Raw genomic sequence first — 23,869 nt, forward strand, 5'->3', positions numbered from 1 at the left:
TTTGGCAGCCTGGTTACCAACAGCAAGCAGGCCGATAACCCTGTTTCCTGTAGATAACATTTGTAGCGGGATCAGGAACGCAGATTTTCGACCAGGCGCTCAAAAGCATCGGTAACGGCATCGACATCATAGTCTGCCGGCAGCGACTTTTTGAACCGCTGCGGCGATGCCAGGGCGGCGGCAATGGTGCTGCCCAGCTGTGCGTTGCACTGTACCAGTCCGGGGAAGCTGTTGCCCAGTACCTCTTTGCCGCCCGTGGTGGCGGTGCTGACCATGGGGATATCGAGCGCCATGGCCTCGAGCAACACATATCCCATGGTTTCGGAATCCGAGCAGAGGATCAGGCAGGCTGCCTGCTGTAAAAGTGGAAAAGGGTTATATAGGTTGCCGGTAAACAGCACTTTATCAGCCACGCCCAGACCCGCAGCCAGCGCCTGCAGTGCCGGGATCCCTGGCTTTGTTTCGTCCTGCTCTTTGCCGACAAATACCAATCTGTGCTGCTGTAACTGTGGGGTGGCTGCATAGGTGCGGATTAACCTGTCCTGACGCTTTTCGGCGCTGATGCGGCCGATATGGAGCAGGTAAGGTGTGGGAATCTCGCAGCCCTGTTCATTGGCGAGCCGGCGCACGGCATCAGCATCGAAGGGGTTGGGGATCACCGGGTGGGGGCGACCGCTCCAGCGTGACAGTTCGTCAGCCATGGCACGGGACACCAGGATCTCGCGGCCTGGGTATCTGCGTCTGGCTTCGATGCGGTTGCGCACTTTGCCAATTAGCCCTTTTCGGGCACGAAATCTGGCATTGCAGTCGCTGTGAATGATGGAGATGGCATGTTTGCGGGGGGCATGGCGATGGCCAACGCCATCGACCAGCACCAGTTGCTCGTCCGCGGCGGGTGTGAACTGGCGCAGCCAGTGTTTGTCTATCGCGGAAACCTGAGCCCAGGGCTGCCACAGTGCGGCATCGTCGGCGCTGAAGTCGCCAAGGCAGAGGATGTGGATCTGATGGCCGCGACCTTGCAGGCTTCGCCCCAGCAGCTGGGTGGCGAGCTCGGCACCGCCTGGCGCTAACTGACGAACAACAAACAGAAATTTCATTGCGCGTGGATCAGCGTTTGTCCTGCTCGTGGAATTCAAATAATTTGGCTTCCTTCATAAAAGCGTAATAAGCCTCCATGATGGACAAAATAAACCCACGTTTGCCGGAAAATACTTTACGTTGAAAAATATACTCTTTTATAAACACCAGCGGGAATATCAAGACTAATTTCGCCAGAGAATAACCTTTGCCTTTGGTATATTTCTCTTTCGCCTTCAATGTTGAATAAGTGTTATTTTTTGTGGTTATGGCTGATATTGAATCGTAACCATAATGATTGAAGGCCAGGTTGATAAATATCTCTTTGCCGTCAACAGTAGCACTTTCGTGCGCCATTCTTGAGCCGTCAAAGTGGGATTTCGACTTTTTATAGAACCTGTGGTTGTTGGCTTTTTTACTGAAGCGGGAAAGTGGCTCGCCAATAAAAATATCGTTGCGCCAAAAACGTACGCTGTCTGCTTTATCCTGAGTCATGATCTCTTCGAAAGCCGCCACCAGCTCTGGGGTGATGGCCTCGTCACCGTCGAGATTCAATACCCACTCGTGCTTGCAAAGTGACATAGCATGTTGTTTTTGTTTGGCATATCCAAGCCAGTCCTGATGATAAACCGTGGCGCCATATTCTCTGGCAATTTCCAGAGTTTTATCTGTGCTGCCAGAGTCCACCAAGATGATTTCATCCATGCACTGAACACTGGCTAAGGTTTTAGCCAGATGCTTCTCTTCGTTTTTGGTGATGATAAAAACGCTGATTGGCAGTTTCATGATGATCTCGACAGTTTAGGTTCAGGCTGCGAATTATATCATCAGTCTGTTGAATGTCTTGTTAACTCGGTTTCATTCCGCTACTGATGCCGAATAAAATGACATCTCTTATGGTAGAATCCCGCTCTTGTAGTTTATTGAGACTAAGACGAATGAAGTATAGCGTCCTGGTAATTAATTTGGATTCCAGCGTGGACAGAATGACGTCCATGGCCAAACAACTGGAAGACCTTGGCCTGCCCTATGAAAGGGTCAGCGCCGTGCGCGGCAGCTTGCTGTCGGCCGATGAAAAAGCGCAGGTATTTAACCTGGAAGCGAATCAGCGCAAGTACGACAAGATCCTCAATGACGGTGAAATCGGCTGCTATTTAAGCCATGTGCGCTGCTGGGAGCGTATTGTTGCCGATGAGCTGGATTTTGCGCTTATCCTCGAAGACGATGCGATATTAACGCCAGAAATCAAAGGCTTTATCGAAGCTTTGCCACGTTTGTCCAACGATTGGGACTACATCAAGCTTTCCCATGGCAGCAAAACCAAGGACACCCTGGAGACACTCGATTTAGGCAATGGCCTGAGCCTTTGCCGCTGTTTGAAGCTGCCCTCGACCACCACGGGGCAGTTTGTTTCGGCCAGCGGCGCGAAAAAACTGCTCGCGAGCGCCTATCCCATTGCCAGACCCATCGATATGGATATCCAGTATTGGTTTGAAAAGGACCTGCATTGTCTGGTGAGCCGACCGTTTCCGGTGCTGAATGGCGACTTTGGCAGTGAAATCAATAAAACCGCCGACAGACGTCAGGTTGAGCGCAACAGATGCAAACGTTTGTGGCAAAAGCTGTGCTATGAGCTGTCACTGCTCAAAAACCGAGGTAATATGGGCGCTCTGCCAAAGATTATTGAGCGATAGGAGCGCTGAGCATGCACACGAGAGCCATTTACCCGGGAACCTTTGATCCGGTCACCAATGGTCATGCCGATCTGATAGAAAGAGCGGCGAATCTGTTTAAGCATGTGATTATCGGAGTGGCGGCCAGCCCATCCAAGCAGCCACGTTTTTCACTGGAGAAACGGGTGGAGCTGCTGCGCAAGGTCACCGCTCATCTGGATAATGTGGAAGTGGTGGGTTTTACCGGGCTGCTGGTGGACTTCGCCAAAGAGCAGCAGGCCAGCGTGCTGGTGCGGGGCCTGCGTGCAGTTTCTGACTTTGAATACGAATTCCAGCTCGCTAACATGAACCGCCGCTTAAGCCCCGAGCTTGAGAGTGTGTTTCTCACCCCTGCCGAAGAAAACTCCTTTATTTCTTCCACTCTGGTGAAAGAAGTGGCACTGCATGGCGGCGATGTGAGCCAATTTGTGCACCCCGAGGTTGCGGCCGAGCTGCTGGCGCTGCCCCGTAAAAAGTAACAGTTAAAAAGGGATTTTAATGAAGTACTTGTCTTTATCTGCCCTGAGTCTGGCACTGCTGGCTTCCCAGGCGCAGGCCGCCCCCTGGGTGGATTCTTCCGATGTTTATCTCAGAGCCGATATTCAGGCGCTGGCTGATGCCGGGGTGATCACCATGCCGGTGAATACCTTTCCGCTGATGTGGGCCGGTATTGGCGTGGATCTGGGCAAGGCTGAGCCGTCGATGATGGCGCCGGATGTAGCTGCTGCCTACGCGCGGGTTAACTATTACTATCGTCAGGCGGTGGACAATCGCGGCAATACCCGTATCAAGGGCGCAGCCGCAACCGATGCGGCGCGGTTCCAGCATTACGGCAGCGATTACCGTGAAAAGGGCGAGCTGAAAGCCTCCCATGAATACATGGACAACCGCTTTGCCTTTAAGCTGTCGGCCACTGCCGCCTACGATGCGCAGGATGATAAAGACTTCCGCCTCGACGATTCCTGGGCGGCTGTAGTGCTGGGCAACTGGGTGATTTCTGCCGGTGCCGTGGAGCAGTGGTGGGGCCCGGGATTCGATACCGCGCTGCACAAGTCCAATAATGCCCGTCCCATGCCGTCACTGATGCTGAGCCGCAATAACGCGGCAGCCTTTGAAACGCCCTGGCTGTCGTGGATTGGTCCCTGGACCCTGACCACGGGCATCAGTTGGATGAACGATGACAGAGCGGTTGAAGATACCTTGCTGTGGAATTTTCGCGGCACCCTGCGCCCCATCAAACAGGTGGAAATTGGTGCCTCCTGGACGGTGCAGATGTGCGGCGAAGGTCAGGACTGTGGTCTGGGTACCTTCTGGGATACCATCTCCGGCGGTGGTGAATGTGCCGATGGTTCTGTGGACTGCGACCCTTCGTTGAATTCGCGCCTGGGTAACCAGATGGCCGGTTGGGACATCCGCTACGCCGACACCTGGTTCGATGTGCCCGTGGGCATTTACCTCGAGCGTACCTGTGAAGACTCCAGTGGCCCCATGCCATGGGATCTGGCGGACTGCGCCAAGATGGCCGGTGTTGATACCCGTTTTGGCTTTAAAGATCAGCAGTATAAGCTTTTCGTTGAGTACACCGACACCCTGGTGGCCTGTAGTGAAAACAGCAACAGTTTCAACTGCTTCTATGAACATTCAACCTATCTTTCCGGTTCGCGCTACTATCGCCGTTCGCTGGGTTCGACCTACGACAGCGACGCCGAAACCTGGGTGCTGGGCCTGATTGGCCAGTTCAGTGACAGCAAGGGCATCAGCGCCTACCTGCGTTATGCGCAGCTGAACAAGGACGGCGTCAGTACCGGTAATAAGTGGGCACCTCAGCCTGTGAAAGAAGACCTGCTGATGCTGGAGGTGTCTTATCGTCAACCGCTGCTGAGCGGTATGGTGACTCTGGGCGGCACAGTGTCCAAGTCAGACTACGAGCTCGACTCCAGCAATGATGCGACTGTATTTGGCAGCTACGAGTACCGTTTCTAATCGCCGAATGAGTGTTATCAAATCGTAAAAAGCGCGCCATCCGGCGCGCTTTTTTGTCATGTTTACGAAAGAAATCCCCCCTATCCTTTACGGCTTGCGTACGATATGCTGGCCATACGGCATACCGCCAAAAGGAGTTTTAGGTCAATGATTTCTGTGGTAATCCCCGCCAAAGATGAGACGGGAAACATCGGCAATCTGGTCAGGGAAATTGCCGCCGCCCTTCAAGAAGAACAAACATTCGAAATTGTCGTGGTCGATGATGGCAGCGGTGACGCCACCGGCCAGGAAGTGTTGGATGCCGCCAACGAATGCGGCTGCAATGCCCGGGTTGTGCGCCACAAAAACAGCACCGGCCAGAGCACCGCGGTGCATACCGGTGTGCTCAATGCCAAGGGTGACTGGATAGTGACCCTGGATGCTGACGGCCAAAACGATCCTGCCGATATTCCGGCGATGATAGCTGTGGCCAATAAGGTCACCAATCCGCACTTTTGTATCGCCGGTTACCGTAAAAACCGCAAAGACACCGCCTGGAAACGTTTTCAGTCCCGAGTTGCCAATAAGGTGCGCGATGCCCTGCTCAATGACGGCGTGCCGGACACCGGCTGCGGTCTTAAACTCTTCCCGCGGGAAACCTTTTTGCGTCTGCCGCACTTTAACCATATGCACCGTTATCTGCCCGCGCTGATCAAACGCCTCGGCGGCGAAGTGCATGTCAGTGAAGTGAACCACAGGGACAGGCAGGCTGGTGTGTCAAAGTACAACGCCTGGAATCGGGCCTGGGTGGGCATAGTCGATTTGATGGGGGTAATGTGGCTTATCCGCCGCGGCAAGGTGGCTGAAGTCGAGCGGATTGACGACCATATCCAGCCATGAAAACCCATCTTAAACGCCTCGGTAAACTCAGCCTGACCTTACTGGTGTTGCTGGCACTTATGCTGGCGGCCAGGGAAGGCTGGTTCGATCATCTCACCGACTCCAACTGGGTGGCCCGTTTTGTTAAAGAAGGCGGGGTGCAGGCCATGGCTGTGCTGCTGATGGCGGGCAGTCTGTTTACCGCCGTGGGCGGCCCAAGGCAGGCCATTGCCTTTGTTTGCGGCTTTGCCATGGGCGGCTTTTATGGGGCGCTGTTTTCCACGTTGGCGGCGGTGCTTGGCTGCCTGATGAGCTTTTACTTTGCGCGCCTGACTGTGCGAAGCAGTCTGCGTCGCCGCTTTGGCCACCGACTTGAGCGGTTTGAGGCGCTGATAGCCAGCAACACCTGGCTTAAGGTATTGATGATCCGTCTGCTGCCCGTGGGCAGCAATCTGCTGACCAATCTCCTGGCCGGTACCACCAAAGTTGGTGTGGGCGGCTTTGTGCTTGGCAGCGCCATTGGCTATTTGCCGCAAATGCTGATTTTCAGCTTTGCCGGTGCGGGCATTGGTCTTGCTGACCATGTGCAACTTGGGATCAGCATAGGGCTCTTTATTCTATCGAGCGCCATCGGCGCCTTCTTGTATCGCAGCCACCTCAAACGCCAGGTGGATGAATTGGCTGAAGAAGCATAGGGACGGGTATGGATTATCTGCTGGGCTTTTTTAAGGATGACAATAAACAGAGGGTGTTCTGGTCACTCTTGGTACTGACCACCCTGGTGATGCTGATTGGTATGGGGCTGCGCTCGCCCTGGCCTGCGGATGAGCCGCGCTTTGTGGAAGTTGCCCGTGAAATGGTAATGGGCGGCGAGTGGCTGTTTCCCACCCGTGGCGGCGAATTTTATCCTGATAAACCGCCGGTGTTTATGTGGGCCATTGCCGCCTGTTATGCGCTGATTGGTAATCTCAAGCTGGCATTTTTGATCCCCAATGCCCTCTGCGGTCTGATTACCGTGATGCTGGTTTACGATCTGGGTTGCCGCCTGTGGAGCGTGCGCGTGGGACGAAACGCCGCACTGCTGTTGCTGCTGGTGCCGCAGTTTTTGATGCAGGCCAAGAATGCCCAGATAGATGCCATGGTGGCCTGCTGGATCACCGTCGGTTGCTACGGCCTTATCCGCCACTTTGTGCTGGGGCCGAACTGGCGTTGGTTCTTTATCGCCTGGGGCTTTATGGGGCTTGGGGTGATTACCAAGGGCGTGGGTTTTCTGCCGCTATTAATGTTGCTGCCGCTGGCCTGGTATCGCTGGCGCACAGTTACCGGCAGGGCGCTGTTACCCCACAATGCCTGGTCGTGGAAGGTGGCAGCCGGTCCACTGGTGATGCTGGCGGTGATTGGCTGCTGGCTTATCCCCATGCTGCTGGCGGTGTGGCTGGATGCGACCCCTGAGCATCAGGCCTACATGCAAAATATCCTATTTAAACAAACCGGTGAGCGCTACGTTAACGCCTGGCACCATATCAAGCCCTGGTACTTTTTCGTGCTGAGCGTCATTCCCTGGCTGTGGTTCCCTTTGCCGCTGCTGGCCATCGCCCACGCTAAAAAACTCTGGCAACGGCTCAAGGCTGACCCCGTGGTCGCCATATTGCTGCTGTGGGTGTTACTGGTGGTGGTGTTCTTCAGCCTAAGCCCCGGTAAGCGTAACGTCTATATCCTGCCGGCTCTGCCCATGGCCTGCCTTGCCATGGCCGCCATGCTCGATGGCGAAACGCCCAGGCGTTGGTTTGAGCTATTGGTGAAGGGGCTGCTGTGGTTCCTCGGTGTGCTTGTGGTGCTGGTGGGCGTACTGGCTCTGGCGCATCATCCCAAACTGGCCGAGCGCCTTGCCGATTACACCAATGACCTGACTGGCATCGGCATCCTGTTTATCGCCCTGGGTGCTGCCTGGCTTGGGCTGATCTGGTGGCTCAGAAGCCGCTCATCCCTGCTGGGGGCGGGCGCCGTCACCCTGCTGGGTTGGTTGCTGATTGGCACCTTTGGTTATCCGATGCTGGACCCCATGCGCACCCCGCAGGCGCTGATGCAGCATACCGCCGATACCATAGGGGAAGATGCCGAGCTCGGGCTGGTGAAATTCAAGGAGCAGTTCATTTTGTTCTCGCCCATGTCGGTGACCCATTTCAGTTACCTGGCGCCGGTTGAAGAGCAGGAGCGCAACGCCTGGGCCTGGCTTGCCGAAGGCAAGGCCGCCGGAGATAAACGCTATCTGCTGATCCCCAAGGGGCCGGAACTGGACTGCTTCGACCTGTCACTGGGGCAGAGCATGGGCATAGCCCACAGGGATGAGTGGATGTTGGTGGACGAGAGGGCCATGAGCGCCGATTGCCCGGCGCCTGTGCGGCAATACAGATACCATACAGACCATCCCGGGCATTGGCTCAAGGACTGATTACTTCAGATACCAGCCCCAGGGCTCGCTCGCTTGATAACGGGTAACCTGCTTGGTTTCCAGGTAGTTGTGGAGGCCCCAGTGGCCAAGCTCGCGGCCGATGCCGGACTGCTTCATGCCGCCCCAGGGCGCCTGGCTGAAGGTGGGTTGAGAGCAGTTGATCCACACAATGCCGGCGCGCATGGTGTTGGCGACCCGGGCACAGCGGTCCTGATCCGCCGACATCACCGCCGCCGCCAGCCCGAAGCGGGACTGATTGGCGAGCTGCACCGCTTCGGCCTCGGTTTTGAAACGCTTCACCGCCAGCACAGGGCCGAAGATTTCGTCGCTCCACACGGGATGATTCAGCGGCGGCTCCAGCAGCACAGTGGGGCGCACAAAGTAGCCCTTTTCCATACCCGCATCGCCGCCGCAAAGCATCTCAACGCCATCCATGCGGGCCGAGTCGATAAAGCGCAGCACCTTGTGGTATTGCTCGCGGCTCACCAGTGGCCCCAGCAGTACCCCGGGTTCCATGCCGTTGCCGAGGGGGAGCTTGTCCGCTTCCTGTTTAAGTCTCGCTAGGAAGCGGTCGGCAATGTCGTGTTGCACCAGCAGTCTTGAAGTGGCGCTGCACACCTGGCCCTGATTCCAGAAGATGCCGAACATCACCCATTCCACCGCGGCTTCGATATCCGCATCGTCGAACAGGATAAAGGCCGATTTACCGCCAAGCTCCAGGCTGACATTTTTAATCTGCTGCGCCGCCGCTGACATGATTTTGCTGCCTGTGGGCACGCTGCCGGTGAAGGCGAGTTTATCGACCCCCGGATGGCGCGCCAGAGGCACCCCGGCCTCGACTCCAAGGCCGGTAACTATGTTGAGCACCCCCGCAGGCAGGCCGACTTCATCGGCATAGCTGCCAAGCTCCAGTGCCGTGATGGGAGTCAGCTCCGAGGGCTTGAGCACCATGGTGGCCCCGGCCGCCAGTGCGGGGGCGACCTTCCAGGCCGCCATCAGCATGGGGTAGTTCCAGGGAATGATTTGCCCGGCCACGCCAATGGGCTCGTGGCGGATATGGCAGCTGAAACGCGCATCCGGCAGGGGCAGCGGCGTGTCCTGCTGCTCATCGAGGGTTTCGGCAAGTTCAGCGTAATAACGAAAACAACCGGCGGTGTCTTCTATATCCCAAAGTGCCTCGGGCAGCGGCTTGCCGTTGTCGGTCACTTCCAGGTGGGCGAGGGTGTCCTTGTCGCGCTCGATGCAGTCGGCGATGCCGTTCAGTAGCGCGGCCCTGTCCTTGCCTGTGGTCTTGCGCCAGTCACCCTCGAAGGCATTGCGGGCGGCGTTGACCGCATGATTGATGTCTTCCTCGCTGCCGGCGGGGGCGCGGTGAAATACCTCTTCGGTGGCCGGGTTTATCACATCGAAGCCGCCGCCCAGATCCGGGCTGACCCACTCGCCATTGATATACAGATGCTCTTTCATTATGCATTCCTCTTGCTGCGGTTCAGGCCGCGGGTTTCGAGCAGTCTGGCCGAAAACAGCAGCGCCAGAGAGACACAGATGATCAGGGTGGAAATGGCATTCACCTCCGGGGTTACCCCGCGGCGAATGGAGGAGAAGATATAAATCGGCAGCGTGGTTTCACTGCCCGCCACAAAGAAGGCGATGATGAAGTCATCGAAGCTGAAGGTGAATGCCAGCAGGAAGGCCGCCAGAATCCCGGGGGTCAAATAGGGCAGAGTCACCCGCAGCAGGGTCTGACGCGGGCTGGCGTAGAGGTCGAACGAGGCCTCAATAAGCCGCTTGTCCATGGTTTCAAGTCGGGTGCGTACTATCACCATTACCAGCGCCATGGTGAACAGGCTGTGGGAGGCGACCACGGTCCAAAAGCCCATCTGCAATCTTGGGGCTTCGCCGAAGATGCCCGGCCAAATGGCTTCAATCACAGGGTTGGCCATATCGAACAGGGTCTTCATCGCCGACAGGCTGGCGATGCCAATCACTATGCCGGGGATGATAATGGCGCTGTAGGTAAGACCATCGACGGTGGCTCTGAGCGGCCCTTTCACATCTTCCAATGCCAGCACCGCCATGGTGCCAAACACGGTGGCGATAACCGCCGAGGTGAGGGCGATGCGCAGGCTGTTGTACAGCGCCTCCATCATAAAGGGGTTGTCGGTGACCTTGCCAAACCAGCTGACACCGCAGCACTCGAAGCTGGTGGCGTGGCTGCCGGCATTAAAGGCAAACACCACCACCAACAGGATCGGCGCGTACAAAAACAGGTAAACCAGGGTCGAGTAGCCTCTGAGCATTTTGAACTCCTAAATCGCGGCCAGGGCCTGACGGTCGTTGAAGCGCCTTACCAGCCGCAGATACAGGCCAATAATCACCAGCATCAGTGCCACCAGAGTCATGGCGATGGCGGCGCCAAAGGGCCAGTTGCGTGACTGCAGGAACAGATCCACCAGGGCATTACCGACAAAGAACACCTTGCCGCCGCCGAGAATGGCCGGAATAAGGAACTCCCCCATCAGCAGGATAAACACCAGCATCACTCCGGTGATGATGCCGGGCATCGACAGCGGCAGTGTTATCCGCAGGAAGGTCGACAGCCGGTTGCCGCCAAGGTCCGCCGAGGCTTCCAGCAGCCGCTTATCCAGCTTGTCGAGGGTGACAAAAATCGGGAACACCATCAGCGGCAAATAGCCGTAAATGATGCCAAGGGTGATGGCCCCCGGGGTGTTGAGCATCCGCACATACTCAAACCCTATGCCTTCGAGCAGCGCGGGCAGGCCCTTGCCGCCGAGAATATAAATCCAGGCATAGGTGCGGATAAGAAAACTGGTCCAGAAGGGCACTATTACCAGGGTCAGCAGCAGCGACTTCCAGCGGCTGGCCTTCACCGCCAGAAAGTACGCCAGCGGATAGGCCACCAACAGGCACCCGAGGGTGCCAAGTGGTGCCAGCACCAGCGTATTTTTAAAGGCCGACCAGCGCGCCCCCAGATTGGCGTAGTGCTCCAGGGTGAAGCCGCCGACATAACCGCCGGCGGGGCCGCGCTCGCCAACGCTGAACGCCAGGATCACGGCGATGGGCAGCATCAGCAGCAACAGGAACCCCAGCGAGGCGGGCAGCAGCATCAGTATCCGGGACTTGAGACCCGGCGCGACGAGGGCATGGCTGGCCATGGTTTTCTCCTTGGTTTTGCTTATCAGGCCGATTTAAAGCGGGCGATAAGCTCGGCGCGGTCCGGGTTTATCAGGGTGGCGGCCGCACCAAATTCCAGTGCCGACAGCAGCTCGGCGGCGGGGTACATGATGGGGTCTTCCAACATGGTCTTGGGCAGCAGGGCATCGACCCGGCTGTCGCCACTGGGGTAACCGTGGGCCAGAACCTCGGCAGCATTGGTGGCCGGTGCCAGCAGGTGGTTAATCAGGGCGTAGGCTGCATCCTTGTGCTCGGCGCTCTTGGGAATGGCGTAGAAGTCGCTCCACAGCTCGCCACCCTCGCGGCCGAGGATGTACTTCATTTCCGGCATGTCTCTGTGCAGCTGCGAGCCATCGCCGGTCCAGCACATGGACATCCAGGCATCGCCGTTTCTCAGTGGCGGCTGATAATCCGAGGTAATGGCATACAGGTGCGGCTTGCAGTCCAGCAGCAGCGCCTCGGCCTTGGCCAGCTCGGCGGGTTCACAGGAGTTGAAGCTGAAGCCGAAATACTTGAGTGCGTTGCCAATGGTGGTGAGCTGGTAGTCGTGCACTATGGTGCCGCCCGAGCCGTAGTCACGGGTCACGTCGAAGAAGTCTTTCCAGCTGGTCATCGACTTGATGCGTTTGCTGTTAAAGACGATGCCTGTGGTGCCCCAGTTTTTGGGCACGGCATAGACTTTTCCGTCGATAATGCCCTGCTCCATAAAGCGTTTCTCATAGGCCTCGGGGCGGAAGTTGGGCAGGCGGCTGACATCGAGCGGCTCGATAAGCCCGAGTTCGACGTAAGTGCTGATGGTGTAGTTGGTGGGCACAAACACGTCCCAGCCGGTGCCACCGGCCTGCAACTTGGCCAGCATCTCTTCGTTGGAGCCAAACACATTCACCTGCACATTGGCGCCGGTTTTGGCGGCAAACTCATTGAAATTCTTCGCATCGTGATAGTTGGGCCAGGTGGCCAGCGCAACCCGATCGCCTATATCTTTTTCACCGGCGCGGGCGGCGGCGCTCATCAGGCTGCCTGCCATGCCGCTGGCCATCACAGTGGTGGCCATACCAAGGCCGGTGACCCGCAAAAACTCACGGCGGCTGATGCTGCCTTTACGCAGCCGCTCAAGTTCTTTGGCAAAGGTGTTTCTGTCGATGTTCTTCATGGTCTGACTCCTTTCATGCCGCTGTGGCGGCGTTATTTTTTTCTCACTGCAAACATCGAGAATGTGAGTTAATACAAATCGTTATATTAAAGCGGCAGGGCGACTGCCTTGTCGGCGGCCCACTCCAGCGCCACCAGTTCACCGTGGTCCAGGGGCGCCTGGTCGCTGCCTTCGTGCAGACGAACCGTGAGGGTGCCGTGACGCTCAGAGGCCAGTTGGTACTCGGTCAGGTTGCCAAGGAATATCTGGTCGATAACCTTGGCCAGCTCCTGCGGCTGCCCCGAGGGCTTGCTGAGGCGGATATGGTCTGGCCGCACCGAAATGCAGCACTCGGCCCCCGGGGTGAGGGCGCTGGCGCCTTCACTGCTGCGACCCGCCAGCAGCACACCCTTGGGGGTTTTCACCGTGAGGGTATTGCCGTCGATGGTCTGAAGCTCGCCGAAAAACAGATTGGATTCGCCGATAAAGTCGGCCACATAGGCGCTGCCTGGGTGATCGTACAGCTCCCTTGGGCTGGCGGTTTGAATGATGCGGCCGTCCTTCATTACCGAAATCTGATCCGACAGTGACAGCGCCTCTTCCTGATCGTGGGTCACCATCACAAAGGTGATGCCCACTTCCCGCTGCAGTCTGAGCAGCTCGGTTTGCATCTCTTTGCGAAGCTTACGGTCCAGTGCCGCCAGCGGCTCGTCCAGTAACAGCACCTTGGGTTTATTCACCAATGCCCTTGCCAGTGCCACCCGCTGCTGCTGACCGCCGGAAAGCTCCCAAATCCGCCGGGTCTTGAATTGGCCCATACGCACCATTTCCAGCGCTTCATCCACCCGCTTGTCGAGCTCGGCTTTGCTGAGTTTGGGCTTGTGATAGGCCAGACCATAGCCGACATTGGCGGCCACATTCATATGGGGGAACAGGGCATAGTGCTGAAACACCATGTTGACCGGACGCTCAAAGGCCGGAATACCGTTCATGGGCTCGCCGTCGATAAAGACCTCGCCGCAGCTTGCCTGCTCGAAACCGGCAATCATCCTTAGTGTGGTGGTTTTGCCGCAGCCGGAGGCGCCCAAAAAGGAGTGGAATGCTCCCTTGGGAACCGAAAAACTGATGTTGTCCACGGCGTTCAGATCCCCAAAACGCTTGGAAACCTGTCTGAACTCTATGTCAAATTCATTCATCACATTTGCATCCGGTCATTACCGCCACTGGCTATGGCACTCAAGTATTAGCCAGCATAAGAGGCTGAAAATTATCGTTACATATCCCTGTAGGTATATTTTTTCTCCATAATTTTGCCGTTTTGCATTCCATATACGGACTCATTTTGTTAAGTATATTGAACGCTTAATGCTGACAGGAGGCGACCATGGAGGCGCTGACAGCCCCGCAAACCGAGAGATGGCCACTGCTGGAATGGGTGGAGGACATAGGCCGGGTATTTACCGGGGCGGCCGATGGCCAGAGTGCGTTGGAGCTGGTGGCCATGTTGAAGCGGGCCTGCGACTTCGACCACTGCGTGGTGTTTGCCTATAGCGGCGAAGAAGTGCCTTTATGCCTGTTTCATACCTTTTCTGCCGAGCAGTACCGTGATTTTGTCAGCGACTATCAGGCGGGCCCCTATCTGCTGGACCCCTTCTACAAGGCGAGTTACGACGCAGTGCCCGCCAATCTCTATGGCATTCGCGATCTGGCGCCGGACCACTTCTTCCTGAGTGAATACTATTTGTCGTACTACCGGCGGATGCTGCTGCGGGACGAGATTGGTTACTTCGGTGAGGCGGCGCCGGGGATCCGTACCGTGGTGTCCCTGATGCGGGCCGATCATCGTCAGCGTTTCGATGAAGCCGAAAAGCACAGATTGCGGCAGTTCGAACCTCTGGTGCGGGCCTTTGTGGCTAACCTGTGGCGCGACGGCCGCTTCGGTTTTGGTGAAAGGCCTGCCAAAGACAGCCTGCACGAACGGCTTGAGCAGGGGTTTCTGGAGTTTGGCAAGGAGCAGCTTACCCGGCGGGAGCAGCAGATTTGCCGCCTGCTGCTGCGGGGGCACTCGAGCGCGTCTATCAGTAAGGAGCTGTCGATTTGCGCCGGTACGGTGAAAATTCATCGTAAGAATTTGTACGCCAAACTGGGGGTGTCGTCCCACTCGGAATTATTTCTGGCATTCCTCGATTCGATTCGCAAAGACGGCTGATTTTCATAAAGCTTTTATTCAAATTACATCTCACTGACACAGGCCTGTGGTGTATTGGCTGTTCCGGCAGTGATTTCTGCCGGGAAATCACAATACCAATAACCATATGGACTGGAGATGCACACATGAAGAAGCATCAGATTTTGTTGTTTACCCTGATACTGTTCGCCCCCCACAGCTTTGCCGAGTCGCTCAAGGTGATGGCCTATAACATCATGCAGTTGAACGTGCAGGACTGGGATCAGGCCAATCGTGCCGAGCGCCTGCCCGGCGTGATTGCTGCCCTGGATGACAGACCCGAAGTGCTGTTAATCAGCGAAGCATTCAACAGCGAGTCGGAGCGCGCCCTCGCCAGGCTGGCGACGCAGTACCCCTACCAGACGCCAATCGTCGGCCTGGATTGCAGCGGCCGTGGCTGGGATGCCCTCAGCGGCAACTGCTCCAATTCGCCGGTGGTGATCCGCGGCGGCGTGGTGATTTTGTCGCAATATCCCATCATCAAACGCAAGGCCCACGTGTTTAACCACAGTCTGCAGGGCAGCTGGGATTACTATTCCAACAAGGGCTTTGCCTATGTGGAAATCGACAAGAACGGCGAGCGTTTTCACCTGATTGGTACCCATCTGCAGGCCACCCATGACGGCGATACGGCACAGGAACATCAGGTGCGCCTGGGGCAACTCGCAGAAATTCAGTCGTTTATTGAAGCACAAGCCATTCCTGCCTCAGAGCCTGTGATTATCGGCGGCGATATGAATGTGGAATGGAGCAAGCAGGATGAAGTGGCCGATATGCTGGCGGCAGTGCGCGGCGGCCTGCATTTTCAGACCCCGGAAATTGGCTCTTTCCCGGCCAAGTACAACTGGTTCACCAAGGCCAATGCCTACTACTTTGATTACAGCCTGGATTACAACGATACCCTGGATTACATCTTCTGGCATAAGGATCACAAACAGCCGCTGAATGCCCCTGAGATGGCGGTACGTTATCCCAAGGCGGCCGAGAATTGGTACTGGTGGTATCTCAAGGGCTACTGGAACCTGAGCAGTGGCCGCTACTACCACAACGGCTACTACAAAGAGCTGTCGGATCACTATCCGGTGCAGGTGAATTTCAGCTTCTGATCCTTTGATGAAGCCACAAAAAAGCCCCTTGCGAGGGGCTTTTTGATAGCTGCTATTGACTGCCGGGTTAATGCACCAGGATCAGCATGGTTCCTGCCACTGTCATGGCAGCGCCCAGCCAGGCGCCGATAGCCGGGCTTTTGCGGTACACCAGCCACAGCAGCGGCAGCACCAGGATCGGGCTGACCGAAGATAAAATTGCCACCAGTCCTGCGTTGCCATGTTTCAGAGCCTGCAAAATCAGCGTCATACCCAGCACCATCGACAGCGCGGCGTTGCCAACGGTCAGAGCCAACACCTTGGGCGTGGCCGGGCTCTTGGCTTTGGCCACCGAAAAGCCCAGTACCAGCAGGGCAAAATGCAGCCCAAAGGCGGTGCTCATGCGTACCGCCGAGGCGGCCACCGCATCTATGTCGGTTTCCATCAGGGGTTTGAGCATCAAAGTCGATACCGACTGACACAGAGCGGAGAGCAGCGCCAGGGCGATGCCGCGCTTGATCTGCTGATTGCCGCTCTCCCAGGCATGTTCTTCACCCTTGCGCTTGCCAAACAAGATGGCGGTCATCACGCCGCTTATCAGCAGCGAACTGCCAATCAGAGTCCAGCCCCAGAGGGTTTCACCGAGGAACAGATAGGCCAGCAGTGCCGAAAACAGTGAGTGGGTGGCAAACAGCACCCCGGCACGACGGGGGCCGAGGCGGTTCATGGCGGCAAACAGCGCCGTATCACCAATAAAGATACCTATGATGCCCGATACGGCCAAAAGCCACAGGCTATCGGGTGTCAGGGTTTGCCAGCTGCCCATCATCAGTGCGATAAGCCACAGCATCAGGCTGGCGCTCAGCATCCGCAGCCGGGTAAAGGCGAAGGCACCCAAATGGGTAGAGGCGGTGGCAGACATCAAACTGCCAACAGCCCAGCAGGCCGCAGCCAGTAGGGCGAGATATTCGTAACTCACGGGGTGACCCACTCTGAACAAAACCGCACACAGCACGGCAAAAGGAGCGCCATTATAGTGAGTCGGGCAATAATTCACCAGCAGCCGATGTGGGCATAGCATACTGGTGAATTTATAGCGTACAAATATTCACCCATTAATGGCATAAAATCATTATCAGCGGCGATATAGATGAATTTATTTACGCTGACACAGGGGGCAGAAAACCGTGGTGCGCTGACCAAGGCGGATTTCAGACAACAGATGCCCACATTCGGTGCAGGGCTGACCGCCGCGACCATACACATGCAGCTTCTGAGCAAAGTAGCCGGGTTTGCCATCGGCATTGGTAAAATCCTTCAGGGTGGTACCCCCTTGCTTGATAGCCTGGGCGAGGATGGCTTTCACCTCGGCGGTGAGCACCGTCAGGCGTTTGGCATCGACCTTGCCGGCTTCGGCTTCTGGGTGGATCCCGGCGGCAAACAGCGCCTCGTTGGCGTAGATGTTCCCCACTCCCACCACTATGGCGTTATCCATCAGGCACAGCTTGATGGCCTTCTTCTTGCCCTTGAGGGCGGCAATCAGATGCTCGGCGTGGAATGCCGATGACAGGGGCTCGGGGCCGAGTTTTTCCAGCAGCGGATGGGCTTCTTCCGGCAGTTCACACCAGAGCCAGGCCCCAAAGCGGCGCGGATCGTTAAACCTCAGTACCCGACCGTTTTGCATCACCAAATCGATATGGTCGTGCTTTTCTACCGGGGTGTCTTTGGGCAATACCCGCAGGCTGCCGGACATGCCCAGATGCACTATGCTGGTGCCGGCGTCTGTGTCGATAAGCAGGTACTTGGCGCGGCGGCGCACTGCGCGAATGGTTTGGCCGACGATACGCTGGGCGAGTTCAGGCACGGGCCAGCGCAGGCTGGCGTTACGCACGATAAGGGCTTCGACCAGGTTGCCTTCGAGGTGGGGGGCAATTCCCTGGCGGGTAACTTCTACTTCCGGCAATTCAGGCATGGGTTATTCCAGCTAATCAGGCAAAAATACAGTGGTGACAAAGATTCAGTGACTGGTGGCGAGCTTTGGCTCCAGTGCCAGCCGCAGGCTGGGCGGAACCAGGTACCAGTGGCCCTGGGGCGACTTGAGTATGCCGTCATCGAACATCAGCCACACCTGCGGCTCAAGTGTGCCAATACGAATAACCAGCTCTTTTGGATTCTTCGGCAGCTCAGGCGTTTTGCTCATGGGAGAGACTTTCACCTCAAGCCAGGCTTTACCCCAGCCTTCACAGTTGCTGACATCCTTATCGCAGGCAAACACGCCGCCTTTGCGCTCCAGCGCCAGCCCGTCCAATTGCAGGCCGGTCAGCGGCGTGGCGTCGTCAAACAGGGGCACGGCATCGTCCGGCAGGCTGTTCATTTGCCTGTCGAGCAGCGTCAGCACCGACACCATGCCGATGCAGGCGATAATAATGATGTTGTTCCAGGTGCGGCGCTTGATTGCCATAAAAATCTCACCCCATAAAAACACAGTGCCAGCGTTATGCTGGCACTCAGTGTATCACGGCTATTGGCGAAGGTTCAGCCGCCGGTGGCGTTCATAAACCGCAGGATTTGCACCTCTCCGGTGTCGAACCTGTGTTCACGGGGCTTAAGTGGCATGGCGGCGCTGATGGCAGCTTTAAGGCGCTCTATATCACCGGGATGCTGGCGCAGCACCGCCTTGAGATCCACCGAATGCTCGTTGCCAAGGCACAGCAGTAACCTGCCTTCCACGGTAACCCGCACCCGATTGCACTCGTGGCAGAAGTTGTGGCTGTGGGGAGAGATAAAGCCGATATGTATCGGGCTGTCACTCATGCGGTAGTAGCGCGCCGGACCGCCGGTGCGTTTGTCCGACAAACTGAGCGGATAGCGGCTTTCAATGATGGCCCGCACCGCGTCGCTGGATAAGTGGCGGGATGACTCCCGCTCATCCATCACTCCAATGGGCATCTCTTCGATAAAGGCAATGTCGAGCTTGCGGCTGCGGCAAAATTCCACCAGATCCAGCACCTCATCGTCGTTCTGGTCTTTTAAGATCACCGAGTTGATTTTGATGCGCTTAAAGCCGGCGGCTATGGCGGCATCTATGCCTGCCACGACCCGCTCCAGCTTGCCATTGCGGGTCAGCGCCGAGAAACGCTCGCCCTTTAAGGTATCCAGGCTGATGTTAAGCCGCTTAAGCCCAGCGGCCTTTAACGAGGGCGCCAGCTTGGCGAGGCGTGAGCCATTGGTGGTCATCGACAGGTCGTCGAGCCCCGGCAGACTGCCAAGCTGCTTTACCAGCTCTTCGCAGTCGGTGCGAATAAGTGGCTCGCCGCCGGTCAGACGAATTTTTTTCACCCCAAGTTCGGTAAAGGCGCGGCCGATAAGCGCCAGTTCTTCGAGGCTCAGTACCTGCTCCTTGGCCAGAAAGCAGGGGTCTTCTTCCATGCAGTAAACGCAGCGAAAATCACAGCGGTCGGTTACCGACAGGCGCAGATACTCCACTGTCCGGCCAAAGCTGTCGCAAAGGGTTTGCATGATGCGGCCTTAGAGTAAATCGGCGAATGGCTGAATGTAGACAGTGCTGCCCGCAGCCAGTTGCTCGTCGGGCTCGCCAATCACAATCAGGCAATTGCCTTTGACCATTGAACTGAGCATGCCCGAGCCCTGGGCGCCTGTGGTTTTCACATGCAGGCGGCCATCGTCACCAAGGCGGTAAATACCGCGGAAGAACTCGGTGCGACCGCTGCGGCTGCGCAGCGGCTCATCGGCAATGGCGGGGATGAATTTGGGGGCATAGTCTTTCTCGCCGGCAAGTTTGCGCAGTGCCGGCTGCACAAATTGCAGGAAGGACACCATCACTGCCACCGGATTGCCGGGCAGGCCGAAAAACAGTGCCTTGTCTATTTCACCAAAGGCAAGCGGACGTCCGGGACGCATGTTGATACGCCAAAAGCCAATCTGGCCAAGCTTTGCCAGCGCGGTTTTGATGTAATCGGCATCGCCAACCGATACGCCGCCGGAGCTTATCACCACATCGGCGCGGCTGGCGCCGTCTTGCAGTGCTGCCATCAGGCTCGCTTCGCTGTCTTCAATAATGCCAAGGTCGATGACTTCACAGCCGAGGCGTTTGGCCATGGCCTTGATGGTGAAGCGGTTGGAGTCGTAAATGCAGCTGGGCTTGAGCGGTTCGCCCGGCGCCGAGACTTCATCGCCGGTGGAGAACACAGCTACCCGTGGGCGGCGGTTAACCTTCACCTTATCAAAGCCAAGCGAAGCCAAAAGTCCTGCCGCAGCGGCATTAATGCGGCTGGCACCAGGCAGCGCCACCGCGCCTTCGGCAATATCTTCACCGGCAAGGCGTACGTGCTGCCCTATGGTCAATTTGCCCTGCAGGCTGACACTGTCGCCCTTGTCGTCGGCCATCTCCCGCGGCTGCACCGAGTCAGCCCCGGCCGGCAGCGGCGCGCCTGTCATAATGCGTACCGCTTCTCCTGCGCCGACAGTGCCATCAAAGCCGTGTCCGGCAAAGGAACTGCCAACAATGGACAGTGATTCTGGCATGGGGTCGCTAAAGCGAAAGGCAAAGCCATCCATCGCCGAGTTGGTTTGCTGGGGTACATCCACGGGGGAAATCGCATCTTTGGAGAGTACCCGGCCGTCCAGTTCATCGAGGGCGGCAAATTCGGTTTCTGTCACCGGCCGCACCCGCTCGAGAATGGCATCTATACCCTGACGCACCGACAGAGTTTTACTCATATCCGCTTCGCAGCCGCAGCTTGGGGCCAGTGGCAGTGCAGGGCAGGCCGGACGCCAGTTGCGAATATGGTTTTCGACAAAGTCGGCGATATTGCTGACGTTGTTGATATCAAGCCTCGGGGTGTCGCCAGGCAGTATGGTGTCGTCGCAGCAGGCTACCGCCAGAATGTTGGGATCTTCAGTATGAATAAACGGCTTGCCGTGGGCGGCGCGGTGCAGTTCCACCTTGGGCAGGGCGAGCTTTTTAAAGCCTTCCACCAGCACTATATCTACCTTGTCGGCTTCGATTTGCTTAAGCAGGTGGGTGAGTTCTGGGTCTGAATCGCGGGGATCTTCGGTCATCAGTGCCCAGCGCACATGGGAGGCCACCAGCATCTGGCGGGCACCGGCCTTACGCAGCTCATAGCTGTCTTTGCCGGGCACATCCACGTCGAAGTTGTGGTGGGCGTGCTTGATAACCGCGAGCTTGAGGCCGCGACGATTGAGCTCTGGAATGAGCTTCAGCAGTAAGGTGGTCTTGCCGGTGCCGCTATAGGCACAAAAGCCCAGCACAGGAATGGGCAGCGGATTGTGGAAGGCTGTGGTCATGCTCACCTCTAAAAAATCACTGAGTCAGCGCCTGGGTTAATTGTTCTACTTGCTCTGGCGTATTGACGTTTACAAAGGCGTTTGGCTGGTCGACAAAGGACTCCACCGCCACCTTGTGTTTGGCGTACCAAAAATCGATTTTGCGCTCACCGGCATCCAAAAATGCCTTCATTGAGTCACGCAGCGCTGGCTTGAGCAGCATGACTACTGGCTGCTCGTACTCGCCATCGCTGGCAACGGCCACATCGGCGTTGTTGGCGTCCATGGCGGCCTTGAGTCTTGGCACCAGATCCCTTGGCAGGCAAGGGCAGTCGCAGGGCACCACCAACAAGAGGTCGGCCTGGGTTTTGCCCATGGCGGCTACCATGCCGGCCAGCGGGCCCAAAAAGCCGCTGTCATCGTCGCCAAATACGGTATCGGCGTAGTCAGCATAGCGACTTTGATTGCGGTTGGCGTTGATCAGGATCTCCTTAACCTGCGGCCGGATGCGATCTATGGCGTGTTCAATCATGGGTTTGCCGATTAATTCGACAAGTCCCTTGTCCTGGCCGCCCATTCTTCGGGCCTGGCCACCGGCAAGGATCACGGCATCAATTCGCAAGGACATAGTGGGTTTCCTGTGAAGGTTGAAAACGAATATCGAGGTCGGTGGCGATGCGGCCATCCTGAATCAGCCAGCGGCTGTTGCACAGCGCCGTGAGCTGGCCGTGCTGATGGCTGGCAATCAAAAGCCCGGTGCCATCGGCTTTCAGCTGGGCGGTCATGGCCTGCACCAGCTCGCGGGACTCCTTATCCATATTGGATACAGGTTCATCCAGCATCAGCAATTTGGGTTTCAGCAGCCAGGCGCGGGCTATGGCAAGGCGCTGACGTTCACCGCCTGACAAATGGCTCGCCTGACTCTGGGCCAGGTGGCCAAGTTTGGCCATCTCCAGCGCCTGTTCGATGCTGGCGCTGACTGACGCGTCGCGCACGCCCATTTTCACCGCCATGGTCAGGTTCTCGGTGACAGTGCCGTCGAACAGGTACGGGTGCTGATGCAGATACACGGCGCAGCCGTGAAGCTTGTTCTTTTGCCAAAGCCCCTTGGATGGAAAGCCTTCGGCCGTCACGCTACCGCTGCTGGGGGCTTGCAGACCAGCGAGGATTTTCATCAGGGTGGTTTTGCCGCTGCCATTGTCGCCCATCAGGTAGATGCAGTCGCCTTGGGCGAAGGTGAGGTTGGCCCCGGCAAACAAGTGTCGCTGCTGGAACTTCATGCCCAGTTCCCGGGCGATGATGCTGGCCATCAGTGACTCCTTACCTGGTTTTTGCCGCGCAGACTTCCGAGGGCAAAGTTCATAATAATCGCCAGAAACAGTAATACCAGCCCCAGAGCGATCGCCTGGGCAAAGTCGCCTTTACTGGTTTCAAGGGCAATGGCGGTGGGAATGTTACGGGTGACATATTCGATATTGCCGCCCACCATCATGGAGCAGCCCACTTCGGTGACGATGCGGGAAAAGGCCGCGATGACCGCCAGCAGCAATGGTCCACGCAGCTCACGACTGACCATGGCAATGGCCCGTGGCAGCGAGGCGCCAAGGGTGAGGGCGGTTTCCCAGGCGCGGCGGTCGACACTGGTAAAGGCGGCCTGGCTCATGGCAATCAGCACAGGGGCGCAGATCAGCATTTGCCCGAGGATCATGCCCTTTTGGGTAAACAGCCAGCGCAGGTCGCCAAGGGGGCCCATGCGGGTCAATAGCAGGTACACCAGCAGCCCAATCACCACTGTGGGGATGGATTGCAGGGTTTGCACCAGATTGAGCACAAAGTTACGGCCTCTGAACTGCTTAAAGGCGAGCACAAAGCCCAGCAGCACCGACGGCACCAGGGTGATAAGCAGTGCCGCCAGCGATACGCTGAACGACACCCAAATGATGGACCAAACGTCCTTATCGAGGGAAAACAGCAGGCCAAGCGCCTGCTGTATCAATGCGAACCAGCCTTCATTCATTGACGATAGGTAGCCTTGAAGAGTTGCTCTCCCTGTACCTTGAAGTCATTGATCATCTTCTGTCCTTCGGCGCTGATCAGCCAGTCACTCAGGGCCTTGGCACCCTTGTGGTTCAGATTGGGGTACTTGGCAGAGTTAATCAGGATCACCTGATAGGGGTTGGCCAGGGTGGCGCCGCCATCGAAGTCGACATCCAGATCCAGCTTGCCCTTGTAGGCAATGTAAGTGCCACGGTCAGACAGGGTATAGCCCTGCATTTCGTTGGCCATCAGCAGGGTTTTGCCCATGCCCTGACCCACAGAGGTGTAGCCTTTGAAGTCGGGCTTTACGTTGGCGGCTTGCCAGATTTTCAGTTCTTTCTTGTGGGTGCCTGAGTCGTCACCGCGGGAAATGAAAGGCACGCCTGAGGCGGCGATTTTGCTGAACGCTTCTTCGGCGTTGGCACTGCCTTTGATTTTGGCAGGGTCATTTTTGGGGCCAAGCACCACAAAGTCGTTTTCCATGATGCCGCGCGGCTCGGTGCCAAAACCTTCTTCCACAAACTTGGCTTCGGCCGATGGCGCGTGGGTCATTACCAGATCCACATCGCCCTGACGACCCAGGGCCAGCGCCTTGCCGGTGCCGGTGGCAATAACCTGAACCTTGTAACCGCTCTGGGCTTCGAAGGTGGGCAGCAGTTCTTTCAGCAGGCCGGAGTTCTCGGTACTGGTGGTGGTCGCCAGTTTAATCACTTCCTCGGCCTGAACCGGGTAAATGCTGATAAGCGTTGCGGCCAGTGCGGCGCCCAAAAGGTGTTTGGTACTGAACATGGTTTCTCCTTGGCT

General features: G+C 57.1%; 24 protein-coding genes. 8 read left to right on the forward strand and 16 right to left on the reverse strand.

Annotated features, from left to right (window positions below):
• Positions 1-71: 71 nt before the first annotated feature.
• Positions 72-1,097, reverse strand: coding sequence for a glycosyltransferase (locus STH12_RS18765; RefSeq protein WP_126168968.1), 1,026 nt, complete (start codon positions 1,095-1,097; stop codon positions 72-74).
• Positions 1,098-1,107: 10 nt separating this feature from the next.
• Entirely contained in the window at positions 1,108-1,863 is a 756-nt protein-coding gene (locus tag STH12_RS18770) for a glycosyltransferase family 2 protein (protein ID WP_126168969.1), read from the reverse strand.
• A 152-nt stretch (positions 1,864-2,015) separates the two neighbouring features.
• Between STH12_RS18770 and STH12_RS18775 the strand changes: the two genes are divergently transcribed.
• The 6 genes from STH12_RS18775 to STH12_RS18800 all read left to right on the forward strand — a co-directional run bounded on the left by STH12_RS18775 (position 2,016) and on the right by STH12_RS18800 (position 8,082).
• Positions 2,016-2,771: a glycosyltransferase family 25 protein gene (locus STH12_RS18775; RefSeq protein ID WP_126168970.1), complete on the forward strand. Its 756-nt coding sequence runs from the start codon at positions 2,016-2,018 to the stop codon at positions 2,769-2,771.
• Between the two features lie 11 nt (positions 2,772-2,782).
• Positions 2,783-3,268, forward strand: a complete 486-nt coding sequence (coaD, locus tag STH12_RS18780) for a pantetheine-phosphate adenylyltransferase (RefSeq protein ID WP_126168971.1) — start codon at positions 2,783-2,785, stop codon at positions 3,266-3,268.
• Positions 3,269-3,287: 19 nt separating this feature from the next.
• Positions 3,288-4,772 carry a capsule assembly Wzi family protein gene (locus STH12_RS18785; protein ID WP_126168972.1) on the forward strand — a complete coding sequence of 495 codons (1,485 nt, stop codon included), beginning with the start codon at positions 3,288-3,290 and terminating at the stop codon, positions 4,770-4,772.
• 147 nt (positions 4,773-4,919) lie between these two features.
• Positions 4,920-5,651, forward strand: coding sequence for a glycosyltransferase family 2 protein (locus tag STH12_RS18790; protein WP_126168973.1), 732 nt, complete (start codon positions 4,920-4,922; stop codon positions 5,649-5,651).
• Positions 5,648-6,325 (forward strand): TVP38/TMEM64 family protein, encoded by a 678-nt coding sequence (locus tag STH12_RS18795; RefSeq protein ID WP_126168974.1) that lies wholly within the window; start codon positions 5,648-5,650, stop codon positions 6,323-6,325. The genes STH12_RS18790 and STH12_RS18795 overlap by 4 nt, the downstream gene beginning before the upstream one ends.
• Positions 6,326-6,333: 8 nt before the next feature.
• Positions 6,334-8,082, forward strand: a complete 1,749-nt coding sequence (locus STH12_RS18800) for an ArnT family glycosyltransferase (protein ID WP_126168975.1) — start codon at positions 6,334-6,336, stop codon at positions 8,080-8,082.
• On the opposite strand, the gene STH12_RS18805 is transcribed toward STH12_RS18800, so the two are convergent.
• From STH12_RS18805 to STH12_RS18825, 5 genes are all read right to left on the reverse strand, one after another.
• Positions 8,083-9,549 (reverse strand): aldehyde dehydrogenase family protein, encoded by a 1,467-nt coding sequence (locus STH12_RS18805; RefSeq protein WP_126168976.1) that lies wholly within the window; start codon positions 9,547-9,549, stop codon positions 8,083-8,085.
• On the reverse strand, positions 9,549-10,382 hold the full coding sequence (locus STH12_RS18810) for an ABC transporter permease (RefSeq protein ID WP_126168977.1): 834 nt from the start codon (positions 10,380-10,382) through the stop codon (positions 9,549-9,551). The genes STH12_RS18805 and STH12_RS18810 overlap by 1 nt, the downstream gene beginning before the upstream one ends.
• Positions 10,383-10,391: 9 nt before the next feature.
• Positions 10,392-11,258, reverse strand: a complete 867-nt coding sequence (locus tag STH12_RS18815; RefSeq protein WP_126168978.1) for an ABC transporter permease — start codon at positions 11,256-11,258, stop codon at positions 10,392-10,394.
• A gap of 23 nt (positions 11,259-11,281) precedes the next feature.
• Positions 11,282-12,430 carry an ABC transporter substrate-binding protein gene (locus STH12_RS18820; protein ID WP_126168979.1) on the reverse strand — a complete coding sequence of 383 codons (1,149 nt, stop codon included), beginning with the start codon at positions 12,428-12,430 and terminating at the stop codon, positions 11,282-11,284.
• Positions 12,431-12,516: 86 nt separating this feature from the next.
• Positions 12,517-13,605 (reverse strand): ABC transporter ATP-binding protein, encoded by a 1,089-nt coding sequence (locus STH12_RS18825; RefSeq protein WP_126169588.1) that lies wholly within the window; start codon positions 13,603-13,605, stop codon positions 12,517-12,519.
• A 188-nt stretch (positions 13,606-13,793) separates the two neighbouring features.
• On the opposite strand from STH12_RS18825, the gene STH12_RS18830 reads away from it, so the two are divergent.
• Both STH12_RS18830 and STH12_RS18835 read left to right on the forward strand, forming a co-directional pair.
• On the forward strand, positions 13,794-14,618 hold the full coding sequence (locus STH12_RS18830) for a helix-turn-helix transcriptional regulator (RefSeq protein WP_126168980.1): 825 nt from the start codon (positions 13,794-13,796) through the stop codon (positions 14,616-14,618).
• Positions 14,619-14,743: 125 nt separating this feature from the next.
• Entirely contained in the window at positions 14,744-15,742 is a 999-nt protein-coding gene (locus STH12_RS18835) for a sphingomyelin phosphodiesterase (protein ID WP_126168981.1), read from the forward strand.
• A 67-nt stretch (positions 15,743-15,809) separates the two neighbouring features.
• Here STH12_RS18835 and STH12_RS18840 read toward each other — a convergent pair whose 3' ends face one another.
• From STH12_RS18840 to STH12_RS18880, 9 genes are all read right to left on the reverse strand, one after another.
• The gene (locus STH12_RS18840) at positions 15,810-16,700 is read right to left on the reverse strand and encodes a DMT family transporter (protein ID WP_126168982.1); all 891 of its coding nucleotides are present in this window, start codon (positions 16,698-16,700) and stop codon (positions 15,810-15,812) included.
• Positions 16,701-16,877: 177 nt separating this feature from the next.
• Positions 16,878-17,693: a bifunctional DNA-formamidopyrimidine glycosylase/DNA-(apurinic or apyrimidinic site) lyase gene (gene mutM, locus STH12_RS18845; protein WP_126168983.1), complete on the reverse strand. Its 816-nt coding sequence runs from the start codon at positions 17,691-17,693 to the stop codon at positions 16,878-16,880.
• Between the two features lie 45 nt (positions 17,694-17,738).
• Complete coding sequence (locus STH12_RS18850; protein WP_126168984.1) at positions 17,739-18,182, reverse strand: hypothetical protein; 444 nt, start codon at positions 18,180-18,182, stop codon at positions 17,739-17,741.
• Positions 18,183-18,256: 74 nt separating this feature from the next.
• Positions 18,257-19,240, reverse strand: a complete 984-nt coding sequence (gene moaA, locus STH12_RS18855) for a GTP 3',8-cyclase MoaA (RefSeq protein WP_126168985.1) — start codon at positions 19,238-19,240, stop codon at positions 18,257-18,259.
• A 9-nt stretch (positions 19,241-19,249) separates the two neighbouring features.
• Positions 19,250-21,049 carry a bifunctional molybdopterin-guanine dinucleotide biosynthesis adaptor protein MobB/molybdopterin molybdotransferase MoeA gene (locus STH12_RS18860; RefSeq protein WP_126168986.1) on the reverse strand — a complete coding sequence of 600 codons (1,800 nt, stop codon included), beginning with the start codon at positions 21,047-21,049 and terminating at the stop codon, positions 19,250-19,252.
• Positions 21,050-21,065: 16 nt separating this feature from the next.
• On the reverse strand, positions 21,066-21,656 hold the full coding sequence (gene mobA, locus STH12_RS18865; protein WP_126168987.1) for a molybdenum cofactor guanylyltransferase MobA: 591 nt from the start codon (positions 21,654-21,656) through the stop codon (positions 21,066-21,068).
• A complete protein-coding gene (locus STH12_RS18870; RefSeq protein ID WP_126168988.1) occupies positions 21,640-22,338 on the reverse strand; it encodes an ABC transporter ATP-binding protein in 699 nt (232 codons plus the stop codon). Before STH12_RS18870 ends, mobA begins: the two co-directional genes overlap by 17 nt.
• Positions 22,338-23,045: an ABC transporter permease gene (locus STH12_RS18875; protein WP_126168989.1), complete on the reverse strand. Its 708-nt coding sequence runs from the start codon at positions 23,043-23,045 to the stop codon at positions 22,338-22,340. The genes STH12_RS18870 and STH12_RS18875 overlap by 1 nt, the downstream gene beginning before the upstream one ends.
• The gene (locus tag STH12_RS18880; protein WP_126168990.1) at positions 23,042-23,854 is read right to left on the reverse strand and encodes an ABC transporter substrate-binding protein; all 813 of its coding nucleotides are present in this window, start codon (positions 23,852-23,854) and stop codon (positions 23,042-23,044) included. Before STH12_RS18880 ends, STH12_RS18875 begins: the two co-directional genes overlap by 4 nt.
• Positions 23,855-23,869: the final 15 nt, after the last annotated feature.

Origin of the sequence: Shewanella khirikhana, from assembly GCF_003957745.1 — a bacterium.
In the GTDB taxonomy this organism is placed as follows: Bacteria; Pseudomonadota; Gammaproteobacteria; order Enterobacterales; family Shewanellaceae; genus Shewanella; species Shewanella khirikhana.